24 protein-coding genes are annotated in these 20,979 nt (G+C 46.0%); 14 read left to right on the forward strand and 10 right to left on the reverse strand.

Annotated features, from left to right (window positions below; genetic code table 11):
- Window positions 1-36: 36 nt before the first annotated feature.
- From A8O14_RS03515 to A8O14_RS11990, 3 genes are read right to left on the reverse strand one after another with little or no spacing between them, the layout of a single operon-like run.
- The gene (locus A8O14_RS03515; protein WP_068948254.1) at window positions 37-525 is read right to left on the reverse strand and encodes an FMN-binding negative transcriptional regulator; all 489 of its coding nucleotides are present in this window, start codon (window positions 523-525) and stop codon (window positions 37-39) included.
- Between the two features lie 45 nt (window positions 526-570).
- Window positions 571-1,224 (reverse strand): carbohydrate porin, encoded by a 654-nt coding sequence (locus A8O14_RS11985; protein WP_082913088.1) that lies wholly within the window; start codon window positions 1,222-1,224, stop codon window positions 571-573.
- A gap of 33 nt (window positions 1,225-1,257) precedes the next feature.
- A complete protein-coding gene (locus A8O14_RS11990) occupies window positions 1,258-2,019 on the reverse strand; it encodes a carbohydrate porin (RefSeq protein ID WP_145915330.1) in 762 nt (253 codons plus the stop codon).
- Between the two features lie 102 nt (window positions 2,020-2,121).
- On the opposite strand from A8O14_RS11990, the gene A8O14_RS03525 reads away from it, so the two are divergent.
- Together A8O14_RS03525 and feoB are read left to right on the forward strand one after the other, a co-directional pair.
- Window positions 2,122-2,367: a FeoA family protein gene (locus tag A8O14_RS03525; RefSeq protein ID WP_068948255.1), complete on the forward strand. Its 246-nt coding sequence runs from the start codon at window positions 2,122-2,124 to the stop codon at window positions 2,365-2,367.
- Window positions 2,360-4,273 (forward strand): ferrous iron transporter B, encoded by a 1,914-nt coding sequence (gene feoB, locus A8O14_RS03530; protein ID WP_068948256.1) that lies wholly within the window; start codon window positions 2,360-2,362, stop codon window positions 4,271-4,273. The genes A8O14_RS03525 and feoB overlap by 8 nt, the downstream gene beginning before the upstream one ends.
- Window positions 4,274-4,330: 57 nt before the next feature.
- Here feoB and A8O14_RS03535 read toward each other — a convergent pair whose 3' ends face one another.
- Entirely contained in the window at window positions 4,331-5,218 is an 888-nt protein-coding gene (locus A8O14_RS03535; RefSeq protein WP_068948257.1) for a fumarylacetoacetate hydrolase family protein, read from the reverse strand.
- Between the two features lie 110 nt (window positions 5,219-5,328).
- Here A8O14_RS03535 and A8O14_RS03540 point away from each other — a divergent pair, with 110 nt between their 5' ends.
- The 4 genes from A8O14_RS03540 to A8O14_RS03555 all read left to right on the forward strand — a co-directional run bounded on the left by A8O14_RS03540 (window position 5,329) and on the right by A8O14_RS03555 (window position 9,054).
- The gene (locus A8O14_RS03540) at window positions 5,329-6,315 is read left to right on the forward strand and encodes a Bug family tripartite tricarboxylate transporter substrate binding protein (protein WP_068948258.1); all 987 of its coding nucleotides are present in this window, start codon (window positions 5,329-5,331) and stop codon (window positions 6,313-6,315) included.
- Window positions 6,312-7,112 (forward strand): class II aldolase/adducin family protein, encoded by an 801-nt coding sequence (locus A8O14_RS03545; protein WP_082913090.1) that lies wholly within the window; start codon window positions 6,312-6,314, stop codon window positions 7,110-7,112. The genes A8O14_RS03540 and A8O14_RS03545 overlap by 4 nt, the downstream gene beginning before the upstream one ends.
- Window positions 7,113-7,131: 19 nt before the next feature.
- A complete protein-coding gene (locus A8O14_RS03550) occupies window positions 7,132-7,953 on the forward strand; it encodes a hypothetical protein (protein ID WP_082913091.1) in 822 nt (273 codons plus the stop codon).
- Window positions 7,954-8,064: 111 nt separating this feature from the next.
- Complete coding sequence (locus tag A8O14_RS03555; protein ID WP_068948259.1) at window positions 8,065-9,054, forward strand: Bug family tripartite tricarboxylate transporter substrate binding protein; 990 nt, start codon at window positions 8,065-8,067, stop codon at window positions 9,052-9,054.
- A 101-nt stretch (window positions 9,055-9,155) separates the two neighbouring features.
- Here the strand turns inward: A8O14_RS03555 and A8O14_RS03560 are convergent, their stop codons facing one another.
- Window positions 9,156-10,154 (reverse strand): Bug family tripartite tricarboxylate transporter substrate binding protein, encoded by a 999-nt coding sequence (locus tag A8O14_RS03560; RefSeq protein WP_068948260.1) that lies wholly within the window; start codon window positions 10,152-10,154, stop codon window positions 9,156-9,158.
- 105 nt (window positions 10,155-10,259) lie between these two features.
- On the opposite strand from A8O14_RS03560, the gene A8O14_RS03565 reads away from it, so the two are divergent.
- From A8O14_RS03565 to A8O14_RS03595, 8 genes are all read left to right on the forward strand, one after another.
- A complete protein-coding gene (locus A8O14_RS03565) occupies window positions 10,260-10,550 on the forward strand; it encodes a SemiSWEET transporter (RefSeq protein WP_068949690.1) in 291 nt (96 codons plus the stop codon).
- Window positions 10,551-10,570: 20 nt separating this feature from the next.
- Window positions 10,571-11,263, forward strand: a complete 693-nt coding sequence (locus tag A8O14_RS03570; RefSeq protein ID WP_068948261.1) for a fumarylacetoacetate hydrolase family protein — start codon at window positions 10,571-10,573, stop codon at window positions 11,261-11,263.
- 24 nt (window positions 11,264-11,287) lie between these two features.
- Window positions 11,288-12,340, forward strand: coding sequence for an alpha/beta fold hydrolase (locus A8O14_RS03575; RefSeq protein WP_068948262.1), 1,053 nt, complete (start codon window positions 11,288-11,290; stop codon window positions 12,338-12,340).
- A 113-nt stretch (window positions 12,341-12,453) separates the two neighbouring features.
- On the forward strand, window positions 12,454-12,612 hold the full coding sequence (locus A8O14_RS11740) for a DUF5993 family protein (RefSeq protein WP_161484806.1): 159 nt from the start codon (window positions 12,454-12,456) through the stop codon (window positions 12,610-12,612).
- A gap of 5 nt (window positions 12,613-12,617) precedes the next feature.
- On the forward strand, window positions 12,618-13,181 hold the full coding sequence (locus tag A8O14_RS03580) for a disulfide bond formation protein B (RefSeq protein WP_068948263.1): 564 nt from the start codon (window positions 12,618-12,620) through the stop codon (window positions 13,179-13,181).
- A complete protein-coding gene (locus tag A8O14_RS03585; RefSeq protein WP_228385104.1) occupies window positions 13,182-14,228 on the forward strand; it encodes a Bug family tripartite tricarboxylate transporter substrate binding protein in 1,047 nt (348 codons plus the stop codon).
- Between the two features lie 146 nt (window positions 14,229-14,374).
- Entirely contained in the window at window positions 14,375-14,833 is a 459-nt protein-coding gene (locus A8O14_RS03590; protein ID WP_216217801.1) for a hypothetical protein, read from the forward strand.
- 24 nt (window positions 14,834-14,857) lie between these two features.
- Window positions 14,858-15,319, forward strand: coding sequence for a glycine zipper family protein (locus A8O14_RS03595; RefSeq protein WP_068948264.1), 462 nt, complete (start codon window positions 14,858-14,860; stop codon window positions 15,317-15,319).
- Window positions 15,320-15,335: 16 nt separating this feature from the next.
- Here A8O14_RS03595 and A8O14_RS03600 read toward each other — a convergent pair whose 3' ends face one another.
- The 5 genes from A8O14_RS03600 to trxA form a co-directional block, all read right to left on the reverse strand.
- Entirely contained in the window at window positions 15,336-16,727 is a 1,392-nt protein-coding gene (locus tag A8O14_RS03600; RefSeq protein WP_068948265.1) for an MATE family efflux transporter, read from the reverse strand.
- Window positions 16,728-16,730: 3 nt separating this feature from the next.
- Window positions 16,731-18,449, reverse strand: a complete 1,719-nt coding sequence (locus A8O14_RS03605; RefSeq protein ID WP_068948266.1) for an ArnT family glycosyltransferase — start codon at window positions 18,447-18,449, stop codon at window positions 16,731-16,733.
- Between the two features lie 100 nt (window positions 18,450-18,549).
- Window positions 18,550-18,897, reverse strand: a complete 348-nt coding sequence (locus tag A8O14_RS03610) for a type B 50S ribosomal protein L31 (protein ID WP_068948267.1) — start codon at window positions 18,895-18,897, stop codon at window positions 18,550-18,552.
- Window positions 18,898-19,072: 175 nt separating this feature from the next.
- Window positions 19,073-20,335 (reverse strand): transcription termination factor Rho, encoded by a 1,263-nt coding sequence (gene rho, locus A8O14_RS03615; RefSeq protein WP_068948268.1) that lies wholly within the window; start codon window positions 20,333-20,335, stop codon window positions 19,073-19,075.
- A 276-nt stretch (window positions 20,336-20,611) separates the two neighbouring features.
- Window positions 20,612-20,938 carry a thioredoxin TrxA gene (gene trxA, locus A8O14_RS03625; RefSeq protein ID WP_068948270.1) on the reverse strand — a complete coding sequence of 109 codons (327 nt, stop codon included), beginning with the start codon at window positions 20,936-20,938 and terminating at the stop codon, window positions 20,612-20,614.
- Window positions 20,939-20,979 lie beyond the last annotated feature (41 nt).

A 20,979-nucleotide genomic window follows, 5' to 3' on the forward strand; every position in this document is an offset into this window, starting at 1 on the left:
CGCAATCACCAGCATGGCTTAAATTGCTGCGGCTGACTACCATTCTGCATGTACTATGGCTTTGAGCATCATTTGTACGTATTCTTCGGGAGCATCGTCTAGCTTCCAGTTTGACTGATAGGTGGGCTCATGAATGTTAGTCATTTGTGCCACGTGATTTCTGAGCCATTGCGGATCTTCAATTAGCTTGAGATTCCCTTGAGCATGAACTACTGCGTAATTCCAAGTGGGAACGACTTTGCCAGTTTCCTTTTTAGAGGGATACCAAGCTGGTGTCACATAAGCTTGAGGACCATTAAAAATTGCTGTCACGGAAGTCTTATTGCTACCCGCAACTTTAACTAAAGGATTTACTCTGGCAATGTGACCGTATAACTTCCTTTTATCTGCACTCAACATTAAGGGCAGGTGATTGACCTCGAGCTGATCATCTAATCTGCCAACAATGGTTGCCAGAGGATATTCGGCAATGAGCTGTGCAAGTAGCGCAGGATCGTCAACAGAAAAGTGTTTAGGTAAGTACATAAAGCCAAACCCTAATAGGTTTTAAATCACATGTAAAAAAACATCTTACATCTCTATATGGGCGCGTAGACCAAAGAAATTGACTGGACCTCGTGCAGCGTTATAGGCTGGATTGGCGATTCTCTGATAGTCAGCTGATAAGTAGAGTTCTTTATAGACTTTTGCGCTATAGAAAGTCTCTAAGATTTGTTCAGTTTTATAGCTGAGGTTGCCATCTCCGATGAAAGGGGACATGCCACCCATTTGCAAATAGGTTCGCTGTATGGGGGCAATGCCGTTCACTGCAAATCCAAAACCTATGGTGTCGCTTGGTCGCGACCAACTGCTACCTTTAATGCTTACACCACCCGATAAGGAGCGGCTAATGTCTACTGTTTGGGTTTCCGTATTTCCTGGGTTCCAACTCCAGCGGCCAAAAATACCAACATCCTCCGATATAGACTGCTCTAAATTTAAGCCATACCCCCATGAGTTTTGAGCGGCCAAACGAGTATTTGTTACATCAGGAGTTGAGCTGTTTTGCTGGCCGATTGCGACCGCACTCTGGTAGTTGCCCATAAATGCGTGTTGTTGATAGTAAAGCGCTCTTATTGCCCCAGGCTTGCCCCATAACTCATGCTCGTGAGTTGCTTCAACTTGATTTGCATAGTCCCGCGTCATGCTGTAATCCAGTTGAGCAGTATTTGGAACGGTTGGCATTGCTAAACGAGCAGCTTTTAGGATCCAATCTCCTTAATACCACTCTGCAACAGCGCCATAGGTATAGCCTTTGGTATCAGCTGCATAGCTGTATGCGCCCATTGAAAAGATTGCAAAGTTTTGGAATTGAGTGCGAGGATCGTGACTGTAGCTGTTCTGATCAAAAAAATCTAAGGTGGCGAATTTTCCATAGCTCACCACAATTCTGTTTTTATCTAAATTCCCTGCTAATTGATTTGATCCTCCCTCGATATGTTCTTTGCCACCACCAAGGCCAAAGGTTTGTCGAATAAAAGCCCGGGCTGTGTAGTAGACGGGTGGAGCATATGAACCTTTTTGTAATTCCCCATTCTGAAATCCACCCAAGCCTACCAGTTGCCCATTAAAGGGAGTGCCCTCAAACATCTCTGGATTCCAGTAAAACTCGGCACCTTCCCAAAGTCTTGCTCCAAGAAATGCAGTTGCGCTCAAGGTGTAGCTCTTCCTACCACCACCTTCTGTTTTATTTAAAAGACTGTTCTGTCCATAGTAGGGTGAGTTGAAATTATTTTTTTGTTGAACAATGTAGGTTGATTGACCATGAATGCTCCATTGCTCAGTTTCACCTTCAAGTGCAGATGTTGTATCAATGACAGGCGCATCACTTACAGGCGATTCTGCATAAACCGGCTGATTAATCCCTAGGCAAAAGAGGGTTATGAGTAGCGTCGGTATGATTCCAAATTTGGCATTTCTATAAAAAATGTCAAATCCTTTGCTATAGGTCAAAACCCATTTTTTTCTATATGAGAACATTCTTTAGTAATACTTTTATGACTTTGTAAATGAGAACTATTATCAATTATAAGGTATATAATGAGAATCGTTCCTATTAATTGATAAAAATGACAAACATCCATGCATTTGGACCAGGTTGATTTAGATTCCACCTACCGTGTTTGCACGGTAAATGCCCCCAAAGGTGCTCCGCAAATTAAGGGGCAGCTAGAGGATATTGGTTTTCTTCCGGGTGAGCAGGTCACATTGCTTCGTAAGGGACTGTTGAAAAAGGGGCCCTACCTAGTGCGAGTGGGCGCATCTACATTCGCTTTGCGTCAATCTGAGGCACGCATGATTGAGGTTGAGTCAGTAGTAAATGTCTGAATCCACCGTTCATTTTTTCCCTAGCGAACCCTTAGTCGCTTTATTGGGCAATCCCAATTGTGGAAAGACCGCATTATTTAATTTGCTCACCGGCAGCCGTCAAAAGGTTGCCAATTATTCCGGCGTCACTGTTGAGCGCAAAGAGGGAAGACTCTTGCTAGAGTCTGGAAAAAATATTCGCATCCTAGATTTGCCTGGTGCCTATAGCCTTTACCCAAGATCACTCGATGAGCGCGTGACTTGCAACGTTCTCTTGGGCAGGGCAGAGGGCGAGAAGCGTCCTGATTTAGTGTTATGCATTCTGAGTGCTATGAACCTGCGTCGCAATCTACGCCTGGTGCTAGCCGCTCAGCGCCTTGGTCTGCCGTGTGTAGTGGTGCTCAACATGCTGGATATCGCCAAACGTCAGGGTCTGCAGATTGATATTGCAGCGCTTTCAAAAGAGTTGGGTTTGCCGGTTATTACTAGTGTAGGCATTCAGTCTAATGGCGCAGATGATATTAAGAAGTTCCTATCAGAATTAGATTGGCGCAATCTCAATAATATTAGCACTGGAACTAGTGATGCAACATTAGAGAATGTGGCCTCTCATATTGCTCATGCTGAATCTGACAATGTTCAAGTGCAGCGCATACTGCAGAACCTTGGGCTTGATCAAATTATTCCTGATCAATTGAGTGATCGATTGGATTCAGTATTGCTACATCCAGTATTTGGCCCCATCATTTTGGTGGCCTTACTCTTTTGTATATTCCAGGCGGTATTTAGTTGGGCAACAGTGCCGATGGAGTTGATTAAGACTTCTGTCGAATATCTTGGGGCTCAAATTACTGAAGTCTTGCCTAATTCTTGGTTACGCAGTTTATTGATTAATGGCATCTTGGCCGGACTCGGTGGCGTAGTGATCTTCCTGCCACAGATTTTGATTTTGTTCTTCTTCATTTTGTTGTTGGAGGAATCTGGTTACCTTCCGCGCGCTGCATATCTATTGGATAGAGTGATGGGCTCAGTAGGTTTATCAGGCCGGTCATTTATCCCACTGCTATCGAGCTTTGCCTGTGCGATCCCGGGAATCATGGCAACCAGAAGTATCTCCAACGCACGGGATCGCTTAGTCACCATCTTGATTGCCCCCATGATGACGTGCTCAGCACGTTTACCGGTGTATGCCTTGCTTATCTCCGCATTTATTCCAGAGCAAAAGTTGTGGGCCGGCATTGACTTGCAGGGTTTGGTGCTGTTCTTGCTTTATCTCGCAGGCATTTTTGGTGCCATGGCCGTAGCTTGGATACTGAAGCGTTTCACTAGTGAGCAGTTCAGAATGAATGCACTGATGATGGAGTTGCCAAGTTATCACTTGCCACGCTTAGGTAACCTCGCGATTAGTTTGTGGCAACGTGCAGAAATTTTCTTGCGTCGCGTAGGCGGCATTATTCTCATCATGACAGTTGGACTTTGGGCGCTCTCTAGCTTCCCTTTGCCTCCAGAGGGTGCAACGCTATCTCCCATTCAATACAGTTTTGCAGGCATGCTCGGACAGGCCTTGGCTCATGTCTTCTCCCCAATTGGATTTAATTGGGAAATCAGTATTGCTTTGGTGCCAGGCATGGCAGCGCGTGAGGTGGTGGTGAGTTCGCTTGCTACGGTCTATGCTTTGTCTAGCTCCAGCGCAGATGCTGCGGAAGCTCTTGTTCCCTTGATCTCAAGCACTTGGTCTCTGGCTACTGCATTGTCTTTGCTCGCTTGGTTTGTCTTTGCGCCCCAGTGCTTGTCTACGATTGCAGCAGTCAAGCGCGAAACGGGTGGTTGGAAGATTCCGGTGATTATGCTGAGCTACTTATTTGGACTAGCTTACATTGCCTCATTCATCACCTATCGCATCGCCATCTTTTTCAATTTGGGTTGACCCATTAGAAAAGCCACCCTACGGTGGCTTTCTTTTTACTCAATGTAAATGGTCACTTTAGACAGCAACAAAAGTATTTTCTAATTTACCAATCCCACCCATCTCAACGACTACCACATCACCATTGACTAAATACTTGGGTGGTTTAAATCCGATACCAACGCCTACTGGTGTACCAGTTGCAATGAGGTCACCAGGGTAAAGGGTAATACCAGCAGAAATAGTTGCAATCATGTTTGGAATATCAAAGATCAAATCTTTAGTGTTGGAGTTCTGCCGCAGCTCACCATTGACCCAGCATTTCACAGAAATATCTTCGGCATTGACTTCGTCGGCAGTCACAACCCAAGGGCCCATTGGGCAGAAGGTATCAAAGCTCTTACCTAAAAACCATTGCTTGTGACGCTGTTGCCAATCGCGCGCTGTGACATCATTGATGGCGGTGTAACCCCAGACGTGTTTCATGGCATCGGCTTCACTAATGCCTTTGCCACCTTTGCCGATCACAATCGTTAACTCAGCTTCGTAGTCGATACAGGTGGATACCGCAATCGGAATAATGACATCGGTATTGGGACCTGTTACAGACTCAGGTGGCTTGGTAAAGAAGATTGCGTGACTAGGAATATCTTCACCAGGTTTTGCGCTGCCATCAAAGCCGCTATTAGAAAACTCTTTAGCGTGTTCATGATAATTTTTACCTACACAGAAGATATTTCGGCGCGGTCTTGGAACGGGTGCAAGTAAACGTACATCGCTAAACGCGTGAGTCGCTACCGGCTTAGGCAATTTACCCACTAGGTCTGATTTAAGGATGGCAACGATGCCATCTTCGCTAACATCAACACCTAAGTCGAGCTCTTGGACGGTGTTGCCGTCAGCCGAAACAATACCCACACGAGTTTTGGATGGGTCTTTTGCTAAAGAAAATGCTGCGTATTTCATGTTGCTATCTCCATTGGGGGTTATGTCTAAGCCAACCCTTGTTTATTGTCTTAATTCTTGTAGTAGGATAAAGAGCATAAATAATAACTAAATTACAAATTAGAGACAAAATGAGACAAAAATCCTACCTTGGTCGTGTGCTGGGCTGTATCGCGGCATCTTTTTTAGCGGTTTCAGCCTTTGCCCAAACACAAGAGCCTTGGCCCACCAAGTCAATTACGATGGTGGTCCCATTTCCACCTGGCGGGGTAGCAGATGCTGTGGGTAGGCCAGTTGCAGAAGCGCTTTCCCGTATTTTGGGTCAACCGGTCATCGTAGAAAACAAAGCAGGCGCTGGTGGTGGCATTGGTATGGCTGCGGTTGCCAGATCAAAGCCTGATGGTTACACCATCTTGATGGCTTTATCATCCATTTCGATTATTCCCGAGGCAGATAAAGTCGTTGGTCGTGAACAATCTTTTCAATTGAACCAACTCAAACCGATTGCACGCTTTACTGCAGATCCAACAGTATTGGTGGTTAGGGCAGATAGTCCCTGGAAGGATTACAAGTCGTTTGTGGCAGCGATGCGCGCTAATCCTGGTAAATACAATTTTGGTTCGTCAGGAAATTACGGCACGATGCACGTGCCAATGGAGATGCTGAAATCTTCTGAAAAGTTTTATATGGTTCATATTCCGTACACAGGTGCGGGCCCTGCAATTGTTGGGCTTTTAGGAGGACAAGTTGACGCTATTGCGACGGGTCCATCTTCCATCGTGCAACAGATCAAAGCAGGCAAGGTTAGAGCTCTAGCACATTGGGGTGATGGCAGGTTGGCCAGCATGCCAGATGTTCCAAGCTTTAAAGAAATGGGCGTCAAGGTTGAGTTTTCACAATGGGCTGGTTTGTTTGTGCCAAGCGCCACACCTGACTACATCACCAATAAATTACGTGAAGCCGCCAAGCAAGCCTCTAGTGATGAGCGGGTACGCTCAGTGATTAATGGTGCTGGTAGTCCAATTCAGTATATGGATGCACCTGAGTTCAAAGTCTATTGGGATAAAGAATCTGCTCAGATGGGTGAAGTCGTCAGAAAGATTGGAAAGGTTGAATGATGAAAAAAATTCTGCTCTCACTGTTAGTGCTTGGGGTAACACATTCTAATGCTGCATCTGTTCAGGAGCAGATGGAGCAAGATCCTAAAGTCAAAGCTGCCGTTGAAGAATTAGTGATTGCCAATCATATTCTGTATGACCAAAATGCAGTAGATGGATATGGCCACATCAGTGTTCGCAACCCTAATAATCCCAATACTTTCTTTCTAGCCAGGAGTGTCGCCCCGTCAGTAGTAAAAGTGGAAGACATCATGGAGTTTGATATGAACGGTAAAGCGCTCAATGGTGATACTCGCGTAGCATATGGTGAGCGCTTTATTCATAGTGGCATTCTCAAAAATCGACCTGATATTAATTCAGTCATTCATGGGCATGCGGCGCCGATCTTGCCTTATGGTTTAACTGGAACCACCCTTAAGCCGGTCTACCACATGAGCTCTTTCTTGGGTGAAGGTGTGCCCATTTTTGAGATTCGCAATTTTGCTAAACCCAACCCCGATACGGATATGTTTATTAGTAATATGGATCTTGGAAATGCACTATCTCAAACTATGGGCCTCCAATACTTTGTCTTGATGCGTGGTCATGGTTACGCTGCAGGCGCAGACTCAATTAAGAAAGCAGTCTTTAGAGCGGTTTATGCGATTCAAAATGCCAGCATTCAGAGTGAAGCAATGAAGATGGGGCAAGTGCAATACCTCACGCCAGGTGAGGCTTCGATTTCTCAAGAGACTATTGAGAAGACCATTGGACGTCCATGGCAACTATGGAGTGAGCGCGTCAAAAAACTGCAATAGTTGTTAAACTCTCTGCATCATGAAGATGCAGTCAATCGCGCTCTTGCCACTGATTCAACGGCCTCTGAAGCGCCTTCTCACCCCAATACTTATCTTGGCATTCCTAGTGGCCATGCCAACGGTGGCTTTGGCCGTTCTGCAAGATGAGATTCAGGTGTATGACGACGAGATTAATGCCAAGGGGGAATCCAGCCTAGAGCTCCACATCAACAGTACGCCACGTGGATTGCAAACGCCCACTTATCCGGGTGAGGTCATGAATAACAATGGAGTGCGCGTTACCCCAGAGTTAGCTTATGGCTTAGGCCACGACTTAGAGGCGGGCCTCTATATCTCTTACGTTAATTACGATAATAAATTTCAGTACGCTGCAACTAAAGTACGTATGAAATGGTTGCCGTTTCGTGAAGAGAAGGGTGATGCATTTTTTGCTGGTGCAAATTTAGAGCTTGCAAATGTACAGCCGCAGTTTGATGAATCCAGATACAACGCAGAAGCCCGTTTTATTATTGGTAAGCACTTTGATGAGTGGTTATTTTCGTTTAATCCCATCATTGATATGCCGCTATCGCAGCCGTATGTGCATCAATCTCCCTACTTCTCAACAGCCACTCGATTATCCCGAGAAGTGATTCAGGATTTAGCCTTGGGTGTGGAGTATTACTCGAATCTAAATCAGTTAGGGCAACCGATTAATTATCAAAATACCCAACAATTGGGTTTCTTGATGATGTACTACGATGGTAAACCGATTTCTTTCCAAGCGGGCGTAGGTAAGGGCTTCTCAAACAGTACAGACTCATTGACGCTCAAGGCCATCTTTTCGATTCCACTTCCCTAGGAAAAACGAGTACAACAAGATTGCATGATCCTGCAATTATGTGGTTAATATTGAACCAATGGGCTTTAGAACCCATACATAAAATTACCTTGACTTAAGTCGGAGACAAACATGTTTAACCTTTATTTTGTAAAGCGTGCGTGCACGCTTGGTGCCAGCGCATTTGCAGTATCGCTCTTAATACACCCAGTGACGAGTGCGCAGCCTTTCCCCAATAAGCCCGTCAAAATTATTGTGACTGCTGCGCCTGGTGGCACAACAGATATTTCTTCTCGTGCGCTCTCCGATATCTTGGGTAAAGAGCTTGGCCAAACAGTAATTGTTGAGAATAAAGCGGGTGGCGCTGGAATCATTGGCTTACAAGCATTGCTTGCTTCACCTGCAGATGGATACACCATGGCGATGGGTAATATTGGTCCAAACGCGATTAACTACAGCTTATATAAAAATCTTCCATACAAAATGGAAGATATGGAGCCGATTACGATTGTGATTGCCAACCCAAACGTCTTGGTGGTGAATCCAGAAGTGCCAGCAAAGACGGTTGCTGAGTTGGTAGCACTAGCTAAGGCTAATCCTGGCAAGTATTCCTTTGCCTCTTCTGGTCGTGGTCAATCGATTCATATGTCTGGGGAGTTATTCAAGACCCAAGCTGGCATTGACATCATTCACGTACCCTACAAAGGTGCGGGTCCTGCATTAGCAGACCTATTGGCTGGCCAGACCAGTATGATGGTCGATAACTTGCCTAGCTCAATGCAATATATCAAGTCTGGCAAATTGCGCGCCTTAGCTGTTACAAGTAAAAACCGAGTGGCAGAATTGCCAGACGTGCCAACCATGATTCAATCAGGCTATCCAAACTTTGAAGTAACTGCATGGTTTGGATTATTTGTCCCCGCAGGTACACCAAAGCCTGTGATCGATAAATTGTATGTGGCGGTGAAGAAGGCTCTCGATTCTCCAGAAATTAAGCAGCGCTGGAAAGACTTGGGTGGTTGGGCTGTAGGAGATACGCCAGCGAACACCAAACTCTTTATTGCGGCAGAGAAGAAAAAGTGGGAACTCGTTGCACAGCAAGCTAAGATCGAAGCTGAATAACTTCGCTGGCATTAGTCAATTGTTATAAAGCATCAGGGGATCTCATTGAGATCCCCTTATTTTTTCTGCAACTTACCTTTATCCCTTACTTTTATTCTTCTTTAATCCGCCTTGATGTTGGCATCTTTGACTACCTTGGCCCACATATTGAGTTCGCGAGTAATGCGTTTGCTTGATTCTGCTGGAGAAAGGTAATTTACATAGACGCCAGCAGCGAGCATGCGCTCTTGAACATCAGGGCGTTGCAAAATAGTTTTGATATCCAAGCTTAATTTATACACAATCGCTTGCGGCGTACCTGCTGGCGCTTCAATGCCGAACATACTTACCACATCAAAATTCGGTAAGCCAGTTGCTTCGGTGATAGTGGGAACATCAGGTAGCTGGCTAATGCGCTTCGCAGTGGTCACAGCTAAAGGTCTTAGTTGGCCAGCTTGAATAAATTGCAAAGCCGCTGGAACAGTTTCAGACATACTGAGGACTTGTCCACCCACTAAATCCGTCATTGCAGGTCCGCTTCCTTTGTATGGAATATGCAGCATGTCCAGCCCAAGTTGATAGCGGAACATTTCCATCGCAAGACGTTGTGGAGCACCAGCGCCTGAAGAGGCAAAGGTGAGTTTGCCTGGATTAGTTTTTGCGTAAGCAATGAACTCCTTCATATTCTTCACGGGAACTGATGGGTTCACGACAAAGACCAGGGGTACCACGCCGACAATGGCGACTGGAGTGAAGTCTTTCTCTAAGTTGTATTTGATCTTATCTTTTTCTAGATTGGTATTGATTGCATGGGAGGTTAAGGCACCCATTAATAAGGTATAGCCATCGGCTGGTGATTTAGCCACCATGTCAGCACCTATATTGCCGCTGTCGCCCGCACGGTTATCGGGAATGACTTGTTGATTTAAGGTCTTTGAGAGCTCTTGCGCCATGATGCGACCAATGACGTCTGTTGCCCCACCAGGAGGAAAGGGAATGACGAGCCGTATTGGCTTGTCCGGATAATTTTTCGGGGCACTATTGCTTTGAGCAAATCCGGGAGTGTTTACTAGGGTAAGGCATAGGGCTACACCAAACCACAAGCTTAGTTTTTGTCTCATTTTGTATTTTTAGTATTAGTTGAACTGCAAGATCCCATTATCTACAGAAATTGTATTTCTGCGCTAGATCAAGGAATTACTAAATTCCCTAATTACAATGGGGAAATGACTATAGAACCCCATCAAGTCGAGATTATTGGATATTGCGCTGCGTTCTTAACGACAGTGGCATTTTTACCGCAGGCAATTCAATCTTGGCGTACCCGAGATCTTTCCGGAATCTCCCTGGGAACCTATTCCTTATTTACAGCCGGACTGAGTCTTTGGCTGGTCTATGGCCTGATTATTGAAAAGTGGCCCCTCATACTGGCTAATGCGCTGACTTTTGCCCTCGCATTCAGTATCTTGTTATTGAAATTGAGTCATACTTCCAAACAACAGAAACAACAAAAATAACTCCTTCAGAAAGGTAAGTCATGAGTTCAGCATTTGTTATTGATCCTCCGGTACAGATCTCTTTGCCAGTCACAAACGATACCCGTCGCTTTGCAGTGAATCGTATCTATTGTGTTGGACGTAACTATGCAGATCATGCACGTGAGATGGGCCATGATCCAGATCGTGAGCCACCATTCTTTTTTATGAAGCCAGCTAATTCCATCGTGACTGATGGCAAAGACATGGCATATCCAACGCTTTCAAATGATGTGCATCATGAAATTGAGATGGTGGTCGCAATTGGTAGGGGTGGCGCTAATATTTCTGCGGATCAAGCGCTAGACCATGTGTATGGATATGGTGTTGGCTTGGATATGACAAGACGTGACCTGCAAGGTGAGGCTAAGAAGATGGGGCGTCCTTGGGATACCGGAAAAGCCTTTGATCAATCCGCCCCTTGTGGTGAGATCACACCAGCAACTCAGTGCGGCCATCCTAGCAAGGGCGCAGTAAAGTTATTAGTCAATGGTGAAGAGCGTCAATCTGGTGATCTCAATCAACTCATCTGGAATGTTCCTGACACGATTGCTTATCTCTCTACGCTATTTACATTAGAACCGGGTGATTTAATTTTCTCGGGTACCCCTGCAGGAGTTGGCCCTGTTAAAAAAGGCGATGTATTAGAAGGCAGCGTAGCGGGTTTGAAAAACCTCAAAACCAAAATCGTTTAATACTTCACTGGATAAACCAAGGCCATGAGATTTTTCAGAATGCTTGCAGTAGTAATTATTTCTTCTGTGTTGCTTGTATCCTGTGCGAGTAATGAGTCGACTGCTCCCGCAGCGGTACCGGCTCCTGCAAGTCTTTATGCGAATGCAACTCCATTAGATTTACGTTTGAGCTCTTGGCCTTATCCATATTCCACCAAAGAATTTAAGACTAGCCTCCAGGGTGCGCCAGCCAGCATGGTGTATATGGATGTCGCGGCGGTGGGTAAGCAAAAAGGCGTAGTACTACTCTTTCATGGCAAGAATTTTTCAAGCGACTATTGGGCGCCGACGATTGCAGGCTTAACTCAAGATGGCTATCGGGTAATTGCGCCTGACCAAATTGGTTTTGGTAAGTCTTCCAAGCCAAACGTTCCCTATCATTTTGACGATCTGGCTGCTAATACCAAAGCTTTACTCAAATCGCTGGGGATCACTCAAGTTTCTGTTATAGCGAATTCCATGGGTGGTATGGTCGGCGTGCGCTTTGCTCGCCTTTATCCAAATACAGTGCAAAAGTTGGTTCTCGAGAACCCTCTGGGTCTTGAGGACTACAGTAAAGATATTCCACCTCAGCAAAACGATAACTTACTCAAGCTCGAGATGGCACAAACAGAAACTAGTTATCGCCGTTTCTTGCAAACCTATTTCCCAAGCTGGCAACCTTCTTATGAAAAGTTTGTAGAGGTCTATGTGCGTGTTCAAAAAGGACCGGACTATCCCGCTTACGCAATGACCTCGGTACTAACCTATCAAATGATTGCTGAAAAACCGGTTGTTCATGATTTGCCACAATTAAAGATGCCAGTCTTACTTGTGATTGGTCAAAAAGACCGTACGGTATTTGGTAGAAGATTTGCGCCACCAGAAGCTGTGAAGACTTTGGGCAACTTTCCGGAGCTAGGTAAAAAAGCTCAGGCAGCGATTCCTAATGCAAAGCTAGTACCAATTGATAATGTGGGGCACGTACCTCACGTTGAGGATCCAGACCTATTTGTGACAACGGTAGTGCAGTTTTTAAATCAGCCTATCAAGAACTGATTTTTTGTTTTCCTAATTCAGAGTGTTTTACTAAAGCATTCTGAAAGACCTTTCCCTGGACTCTGGCTTACTGATTTACCCGACCCCTAAGTATCCTGCGCTAGAATTCTCCTATGTATATGTTCCTACCTTTTATGACGGCATTCATCGGACTTGTCTTAGTCTGGTTTGAGAAGCGCCTTGCGGGCTTGGTCATGCTTGCAGTTACCGTCTTCATCCTGATGGCTTGGTTCCGCTTTCATGCAACATCTCACCTTAACCTGAGTTTTTAATCATCGTGAGCAAGCATTCATTTCCTTCTCTGGCGTCGCTTGGTAATCAGCTTGCCCTGTTGGCAGTCATTGGTGCTTTGTCTTATGCCTTTTTTGATCAACTCTATTTTGGTGAACTGCCTTGCCCGCTGTGTTTAATGCAACGCGTAGGCTTTGTCATCATAGGCTCTGCTTTAGCTCTCAATATTCGTTGTGGTGCACACTCTGCTCACTATGGTTGGGGCATCATGGGTGGCTTAGTTGGCATGATGGTTTCATTGCGCCAAGTGTTTTTGCACATCCTGCCGGGCGATAAAGGATTTGGTACAACCTTTTTAGAGTTGCATTTCTATACTTGGGCTTTTGTTGGTTACCTAAGTTTATTGGCTGGCCTTGCTATTTTATTAATATTGCCCAACCGTGAAGTGCGTTCACGTTCTTGGTTTGCTAATGCACTCATCATCCTTTTTATTCTGATCGTCTTTGCCAACCTAGTATCAACATTATTGGAATGTGGCATAGGTCCATGTGCCGATGACCCAGTCCAGTATGAGGGCTTACTGTGGCTCAGATCCCGATTGGGTTTTTAAGTGAGTTTGCCCATGATGATGGGCTTCAAGAAAATGCAATTTATTCACGTGGCTAAGCGCCCGCTATTACATTCAATTACATTCTTGCTCTTCAGTTTCTGTGCTTTCTCTTCACAAGCGCAAACAAGTCAGAACACTAAAGCTGTTTGGCCCAAGCAAGCGATTCGCATCATCGTGTCTTTTACTCCAGGTGGGGCGCCTGATATCCTAGCGCGAGTCTTAGCGGAAAGTTGGCAACAAAGTTTGGGTGTACCTATCTTGGTTGAAAATCGCCCTGGCTTTGGCGGCAATATTGGCGCGGATTTGGTAGCAAAGAGTGAGCCCGATGGCTATACGCTGCTTATTGGTACTGTTGGTATACATGCGATTAATGGCGCTCTTTATGAAAAGATGTCTTTTGATCCTGTAAAGGACTTTACGCCGATCAGTTTTTTGGCCAGCACGCCAAATGTGCTGATCGTTAACAAGCAACTTGGTGTTGGCAATGTGCATGAGCTTATTGAGCTAGCAAAAGCCAAGCCTAATCAACTGACTTTCGGTTCTTCAGGTGTAGGCACTTCGTTGCATATGTCAGGTGAACTTTTTAAAGAAATGGCTGGCATTCAAATTCGGCACATACCTTATAAAGGACGTGCACAGTCTTTGCCTGATTTAGTCAGTGGACGTATTTCAATGCTTTTTGACAATCTCTCTTCTTCCTTACCATTGATTAAAGCAGGTGAGGTACAGGCTCTTGGTGTCACTACCTTAAAGCGCTCACATGCTGCCCCAGAAATCCCCACTTTGGCTGAGCAGGGCTTGCCTGGATTTGAAGCAGTTTCTTGGTTCTCTCTAATGGCACCAGCAAATCTGCCACCAGCGATTCAAAAACGCTTAAATCAATTGACGCGCCGCACCCTAAATGACCCAGAAGTCAAAAGTCGTCTACTGGCGGGTGGTCTTGACCCAGTCCCAGGAAGCCCCAAAGACCTCTCCAAATTGATCTCCCAAGAGTCCATCAAATGGAGTAGGGTGGTACTGCAATCGGGTGCAAAATTAGACCAGTAGGGTAATGGCAATCTGTGCCCTAATAAATAGTTATTTTCTTGTCAGCTTAGGTGTATTTGAGGCGTTATTGATAGTAAGACGTGAAAAAACTAGAATAGAACTAGATCAGAATAAAAGACCAAGTCGTGCAAATAAGGGGGTCGATCATGAAACAAACCAATCAATTCAGTATCTTAGGTATTGTTGCCGCGGTTGTACTTGCGGTTGCGCCTATGGCCGCTAATGCGGGCAATGTGGGGTGGAATGTTTCAGTCGGTGGTGGTTATGGTGGCGGTTGGCGCCCTGCTGCATACGGACCTTATGGCGGCGGCTGGGGTCATGGCTGGGGTCCAGGTTGGCGCGGTAATTGGGCATATGGCGGTGGATATTACGGCCCTTATGCTGGCTACTATGCTCCGCCAGTGGTTTACGCTCCACCACCAGTAGCTTACATGCCGCCTCCCCAACCCATGGTTTTGGCAGCCCAGCCACAGCCTGCAGTTTGGTATTACTGCGAAGCGAGTGGCAAGTATTTCCCATACGCACAAGAGTGCCCAAGTGGTTGGCAAACTCAGCCTGCAACGCCTCCAACTAGTAACGCCCAAGCAAGACGTCCGCAATATTAATTTAAGAATTTTTAAAGGTTTGTTATGAAACGATTTACTCGTATCGCAGTGTTGACTGCCGCTCTTCTCGCCTCGCTGACTGCTTGTGTGTCTGCACCAACGGGTCCGACCATTGCAATCATGCCGCGCGAAGGTAAGCCATTTGAGGTGTTCCAGCAAGAAGATCAAGTGTGTCGTCAGTTTGCTGCTGATGCAGTAAAAGATACGAGCAATGCTGCTCTCAAAGAGGGTGCAACCAGTGCTGCGATTGGCGCTGCTTTAGGTGCTGCTGCTGGCGCGGTGATACAAGGCGGTAATCATGCCAATGTAGGAACTGGTGCTGGAGTTGGATTGTTGGGTGGTGCGGCAATGGGTGCCATGAACTCTGCCGGAAAACAAAACCAAGCGCAAACTCAATACAACATCGCTTATCAACAGTGTATGTACTCTAAAGGGAATCAAGTGCCTAGCTATGCAGCGCCGGCCTCAGGCCCTAGTTATCGTTAAGACAGCGCTTTCACTTTTAAACTTCAACAGGCGGGTGCGTTTTTTCATAGCGCTCCGCCGTTCTTCTAAACAAGTAGAGCAGTAAGCACGCGGCTAAACCGAGGCTGAAACTATTACTGGCCCAAAATCCATTGGCACCTTGCAAGAAACTTGGTGTATTGCCTAATATATTAAAGCCCATCAAGTAACCACCACCAAGACCAACACCCCAGAGCGACCCTGCGTATATCAGCATAGGCCAAAAGGCGATACGATACGCTCGCAGAATAAATGCTGCAGTCACTTGCAAAGCATCGAAGACTTGATAGAAAGCAATAAATAAGAAGAGTGGGACAGAGAATACCTTTACCGCCTCTGGTGGATCGTATAAGTCCAGTAACTGTAAGCGGAAGATCCAAACAGTGATACCAATCGTGATACATAAAGCGGTGGTGAAGAAAACTGAAGACCAGCCAATCTCTTCAGCGCGTTCCGGCTTATTGGCACCAATCGATTGGGATACCAAAGTCATGGTCGCAATCGATAGTGAGAGCGGCACCATGTAAATCACAGTACCCATGTTTGCTACGATTTGATGGCCTGCCAATGCAGTAGTGCCTAGGCGTGCAATAAATAAAGACATGAAGGTAAATGAAGTGACCTCAATCAAATAACTAAAGCCAATTGGCGTGCCTAGCTTTAATAAAGTCCAGATACGATGCCAATCCGGCAAGCTAAAGCGCTCAAATATCTTGAACGGTCGATAAAAGCGATCTAGCAATACGAAGCCCAGAGTCATTAATAGCCATGACCAGTTAATAATCACGGTCGCCACTGCGCAGCCAGGGCCGCCCATACCTTCAATGCCTAAGCCACCATAAATGAAGAGTAGATTTAAAGGAAGCTTGAGTGCTAAACCAATCAATTGCACTACGGTAATGACAGCAGGGCGCGAGACAGCATTATGTAAGGCCATCAACACGCGCATACCCATGCTCGCAGGTAAACCTAAAGCCAGAATGCTGAGATACAACCTGGCTTTACCTTCAATGTCTGGGCTAATGTGTGAGATTGCCAAGAGATGATCTGCATTGAGCAAAATAAAGCAACCGAGTACGGTTAGGCCTAAGGCTAGCCATGTGGCTTGACGAACTTCTTCACCGATTTCACTAAAGCGTTTAGCGCCAAAGAGTTGTCCAGCAATTGGGGCTAGTGCAGAGACCACGCCTGTGAGCCCAACATAGATGCTAATAAAGATGGCTGAAGCCATCGCTAATGCAGCGAGATCATCGGCCGAGTAACGCGCTGTCATTGCGGTATCTAAAACACCAAATGCAATAACGGCTAACTGACCAATCAGTAATGGACCAGCCAGTTTGAGTAGAGCAGGGATGTCCTCGCGCAGGCGCGAAAGCTTAAAGTGCAGCACGCCTTATTCCGGAATGACTTCGTAAAGACGCAAACGTTCGTCGCGGTCAGCGGCACGACGATCTTCCCAAAGGAGGTGGAGCTTTTTGTTATTGAGTTGCGCGTAAGCTTTTGCCTCAGATTGGTTATGTATTAGCATCCAAGGGCAATTTGGATCGTCACGAAGATTTAACTTGGTGAAGTAATCAAACGAGGCTAACTGAGCCAAACCAATATTGCTAGAGTTAATACAGCCCCCACCCGGAGGAACTACTTGAGATAGGCGTGCAGAAACGAGGCGATAGGTTTTTGCATAGTTAATCGTTGGCAACCACAAAGTCATCAGCAAGACCCACATTAAGGTGGTGCCGGAGGCAGAAATAATTAAGCAGCGCCAGATTTCTTTAGGGGCGCGAGATGTTCTCCAGCGCACTACGGAAAGCCACACACCAGTAATTGCAAGAGCAACGATAAAAGCAAGCCAATTAAATTGGCCTTCAAAGCCAGGTAAGAGGCGAGAGATGTTAGCCGCAGTAGTCTCTGGATAGCCCGTGACCTTAGCCAACCAAATAATCCAAATGGCTAGTGCGATCAGCGTAAAGCTGAACATGGCAAACCAGTCGATAAAACTAATCATGCTGCGCTTGAGAATCGGCAGACTGAATGCAGCAATAATAGATAAACTGGGAATCATGATCATGAGGTCATGTTCGTTGGCTTCAAGGCGAAACAGAATATAGATCAAGCTACCAATAAATAAACTGAGTGGAATACAAAGGTGAGGGGCGCGCCATGCGCCTGCTTCTTTAACGCGACCCCAGTGAGCTAAAGAGATTGCGGCAAGCGGCCATACTGGCCATGCATAAGCCCAGAAGTTCACACTTAAAAAGCCTAGCGATTCAATGGAAGGGGAGGATTGCATCTCTGGCATATTGCGCCAGCCTTCTTCGGCGATATGACGCCACTCCACTGGCAGACCTGTCATATACCAAAGTATTGGCCAGAGTGCGAAACCGATTAAACCTAAAACGGTGCTAGTTAGAGTCCAATGAAAGCGCAATTTTGCATTGCTTGCAAGTACGGCAATGATGGTGGAGCTGACGATAATTAAGCTTAAAGTCAGGTTGCTAGAGAGCGCCACAATCACAATACCGAGTCCAGTCCATAAGCCGCCTTGCCATGGCTTATCTAAACCACGAACGGTGCCATAGAGGACGATGCTAATGCCCATCAGTTGAGCCATCATCGGCGTTGTTTCATGAGCACGCTGTGCAAGACCAACGCAAGCTAAGAAGATGAGCAAAGCACCATCTGCAAGCGTCATGCCGTAACTCTTCATATCGGGCTGACCGCCAACTGCTAAAACCATCGGCTGCACTTCACGACGACGCCCCAATAAATAGGTGGCGTACCAAATTGCCAGAGCAGCTGCAAAGAAACAAATTGCGGAATATAAACGTGCGGCATTGGCAGCACCAATCCAGCCACCAAACAATTTAATGAGAGTGGCACCCATCCAATAAGGGAGCGGTGTACCCAGAGAGACATCGCGACCGGCTAAGTGAGGAACGAGCCAATCAATAGAATTGCCCCTGAATAAAGTCCACATGCCACCAAAACCAATCGCATCTTCGTTCTTCCAGGGGTCGCGGAAGAAGAGACCCGCAAAACCATAAACCAAAGTCAGCACAAAAATAATGATGCGCGGAATGGATTTAGTAGCGGCAGCGGTAAGTTTGACCATGAACTCTATTTAAAAAAACAAGTAATAAAAAAGGCAGCAAACGCTGCCTTGATTATCTCGCAGAGAAGGGCATTGCCATACCCTGTGAATATGAGGTGTATTAGGCCTTCTTCTTAGCTGGCTTTTCAGCGGCTTTAGCTTCTGCAGCAGCAGCTTTTTTCTCGGCCGTTTTAGCAGCGCCATCACCGGAAGCCTTAGCAACCGCTTTGGTACCGAATTTCTGACGGAATTTCTCAACACGACCAGCGGTATCCATAATTTTTTGGGTACCAGTGTAAAAAGGGTGTGATTCAGATGAAGTCTCGATCTTGGCCAATGGATATTCATTGCCATCTTCCCACTTGATTGTCTCTTTGGTAGACATTGTGGAGCGAGTCTTGAAGCTGAAGTTGTTTGAAACGTCTACAAAGACGATTTCACGATATTCGGGGTGAATGCCAGGTTTCATTTTGAGTCCTATTAGCGGGTAGCCGTTTAAGTTATTGACAACTTCTTAACCTAAATACTTTCCCAAGTTAAAAGCAGCTACCGAAGTAGCAAAAGTGAAATTATGCCATGAAATCAACAACAAAGCGCACTTTCGGGGTCGAAAAAGGGCTAAAAGAGCCCTATAGACCCCTAAATTAGCCTCCGCGACGCATGAGGTCGAAGAATTCCCCATTGTTTTTGGTCGATTTGAGCTTGTCGACGATGAAGTTCATCGCCTCAATATCGTCCATATCGGCCAGCAATTTACGTAAAACCCAGATCTTCTGGAGGTTTTCTGGTTTAACCAGTAATTCCTCACGGCGGGTACCAGACTTATTGAGGTTAATCGATGGATAAACACGACGCTCAGCCAAACGGCGCTCAAGATGCACTTCCATATTGCCAGTGCCTTTGAACTCTTCGTAGATGAGGTCATCCATACGGCTACCCGTTTCAATCAGAGCAGTAGCGATGATGGTCAATGAACCACCTTCTTCAATATTACGTGCCGCACCGAAGAAGCGTTTCGGACGTTGTAATGCATTTGCATCCACACCACCAGAGAGAACTTTGCCTGATGAAGGAACAACAGTGTTGTATGCGCGTGCCAAACGGGTAATCGAGTCAAGCAAGATGATCACATCTTTACCCATCTCTACTAAGCGTTTTGCTTTTTCAATCACCATCTCAGCAACTTGCACGTGACGCACTGCAGGTTCATCAAAAGTAGAGGCAACTACTTCACCGCGAACGGAGCGTTGCATCTCAGTCACTTCTTCAGGGCGCTCGTCAACGAGCAAGACGATCAAAATCGCATCTGGATTATTCGCAGAGATTGCGTGAGCAATGTGCTGCATCATCACGGTCTTACCGGATTTTGGTGACGCTACGATCAAGCCACGTTGGCCGTAACCAATTGGAGAGATCATGTCGATAATGCGGCCAGTTAAGTTCTCTTCAGCCTTGATATCACGCTCTAAGCCGATCACGCGGTTTGGGTGCAAAGGCGTTAAGTTCTCGAACATGATGCGGTTCTTGAGGGCTTCAGGAGCCAAACCGTTGATCTTGTCTACCTTTACCAAAGCAAAGTAACGCTCACCATCTTTAGGAGTGCGTACTTCACCTTCCACGCTGTCACCAGTGTGAAGGTTAAAGCGGCGAATCTGTGCAGGAGAGATATAGATATCGTCCGGTGAAGCCATGTAAGAGGCTTCAGGAGAGCGCAAGAAACCAAAGCCATCTGGCAAGACTTCCAAAGTGCCATCACCGAAAACGGTTTCACCTGCTTTAGCGCGTTTCTTCAGAATTGCAAACATCAATTCTTGTTTGCGCATCCTTTGGGTATTTTCAATCTCCAAGCTGGCTGCCATTTCGAGCAGAGCGGATACGTGGAGGACTTTGAGTTCAGTTAATTGCATGTGGTTCTCGGGTGTTGGTAAAGATAAAAATAAATAAGGGGATTGTGTTTTGGGGTATTGCCGCGCTGATTGAGATCACGCAGATGTGGAAAAACAGAATTTTGGAATTTGCTAAAAGAAGGGGAGATAAATTGCTGGAAAGTGCGCGTTTCTTAAAGATCCTGAATGCGCTGAACTGCTGTTCATTGCAATACTACACTAAAAAACAGGTCTGACAAGAACTAGAAACAGGTAAAAACCAGAGGCTCAACTGGTGAACCTGTGGTCTAGGATGATTTACAGATGACTATCAATAAATGCGGTCAACTGCGATTTGGCCAAAGCGCCTACTTTTTGAGCAGCCACGGTGCCATTTTTGAATAGGATCAGGGTTGGAATGCCACGGATATTGAACTGGGCAGGTACGCCTTGGTTCTCGTCCACGTTCATTTTGGCGATCTGCAACTTGTCGCCATATTCGCCGGAGAGTTCTTCCAGGATTGGGCCAATCATTTTGCAAGGACCACACCACTCAGCCCAGAAGTCGAGCAGAACAGGTTTATCGGACTTGAGGACGTCTTGTTCGAAAGAGGCGTCAGTTACATATTTAATGCCGGCACTCATGAAAATTCCTTATTTAGGCTTATTTAGCGACTTGTTTAATT

The sequence above is a fragment of the Polynucleobacter wuianus genome (genome assembly GCF_001659725.1).
Taxonomy (GTDB): Bacteria; Pseudomonadota; Gammaproteobacteria; order Burkholderiales; family Burkholderiaceae; genus Polynucleobacter; species Polynucleobacter wuianus.

Coding starts and splice junctions, on each gene's coding strand:
- A8O14_RS11990 (WP_145915330.1), bottom strand. CDS start 2,019: ATGTTCTCATATAGAAAAAAATGGGTTTTGACCTATAGCAAAGGATTT.
- A8O14_RS03595 (WP_068948264.1), top strand. CDS start 14,858: ATGAAACGATTTACTCGTATCGCAGTGTTGACTGCCGCTCTTCTCGCC.
- A8O14_RS03550 (WP_082913091.1), top strand. CDS start 7,132: ATGAAGATGCAGTCAATCGCGCTCTTGCCACTGATTCAACGGCCTCTG.
- trxA (WP_068948270.1), bottom strand. CDS start 20,938: ATGAGTGCCGGCATTAAATATGTAACTGACGCCTCTTTCGAACAAGAC.
- feoB (WP_068948256.1), top strand. CDS start 2,360: ATGTCTGAATCCACCGTTCATTTTTTCCCTAGCGAACCCTTAGTCGCT.
- rho (WP_068948268.1), bottom strand. CDS start 20,335: ATGCAATTAACTGAACTCAAAGTCCTCCACGTATCCGCTCTGCTCGAA.
- A8O14_RS03560 (WP_068948260.1), bottom strand. CDS start 10,154: ATGAGACAAAAACTAAGCTTGTGGTTTGGTGTAGCCCTATGCCTTACC.
- A8O14_RS03540 (WP_068948258.1), top strand. CDS start 5,329: ATGAGACAAAAATCCTACCTTGGTCGTGTGCTGGGCTGTATCGCGGCA.
- A8O14_RS03570 (WP_068948261.1), top strand. CDS start 10,571: ATGAGTTCAGCATTTGTTATTGATCCTCCGGTACAGATCTCTTTGCCA.
- A8O14_RS03555 (WP_068948259.1), top strand. CDS start 8,065: ATGTTTAACCTTTATTTTGTAAAGCGTGCGTGCACGCTTGGTGCCAGC.
- A8O14_RS03590 (WP_216217801.1), top strand. CDS start 14,375: ATGAAACAAACCAATCAATTCAGTATCTTAGGTATTGTTGCCGCGGTT.
- A8O14_RS03535 (WP_068948257.1), bottom strand. CDS start 5,218: ATGAAATACGCAGCATTTTCTTTAGCAAAAGACCCATCCAAAACTCGT.
- A8O14_RS03525 (WP_068948255.1), top strand. CDS start 2,122: ATGCATTTGGACCAGGTTGATTTAGATTCCACCTACCGTGTTTGCACG.
- A8O14_RS11985 (WP_082913088.1), bottom strand. CDS start 1,224: ATGCCAACCGTTCCAAATACTGCTCAACTGGATTACAGCATGACGCGG.
- A8O14_RS03610 (WP_068948267.1), bottom strand. CDS start 18,897: ATGAAACCTGGCATTCACCCCGAATATCGTGAAATCGTCTTTGTAGAC.
- A8O14_RS03515 (WP_068948254.1), bottom strand. CDS start 525: ATGTACTTACCTAAACACTTTTCTGTTGACGATCCTGCGCTACTTGCA.
- A8O14_RS03545 (WP_082913090.1), top strand. CDS start 6,312: ATGATGAAAAAAATTCTGCTCTCACTGTTAGTGCTTGGGGTAACACAT.
- A8O14_RS03575 (WP_068948262.1), top strand. CDS start 11,288: ATGAGATTTTTCAGAATGCTTGCAGTAGTAATTATTTCTTCTGTGTTG.
- A8O14_RS11740 (WP_161484806.1), top strand. CDS start 12,454: ATGTATATGTTCCTACCTTTTATGACGGCATTCATCGGACTTGTCTTA.
- A8O14_RS03605 (WP_068948266.1), bottom strand. CDS start 18,449: ATGGTCAAACTTACCGCTGCCGCTACTAAATCCATTCCGCGCATCATT.
- A8O14_RS03565 (WP_068949690.1), top strand. CDS start 10,260: ATGACTATAGAACCCCATCAAGTCGAGATTATTGGATATTGCGCTGCG.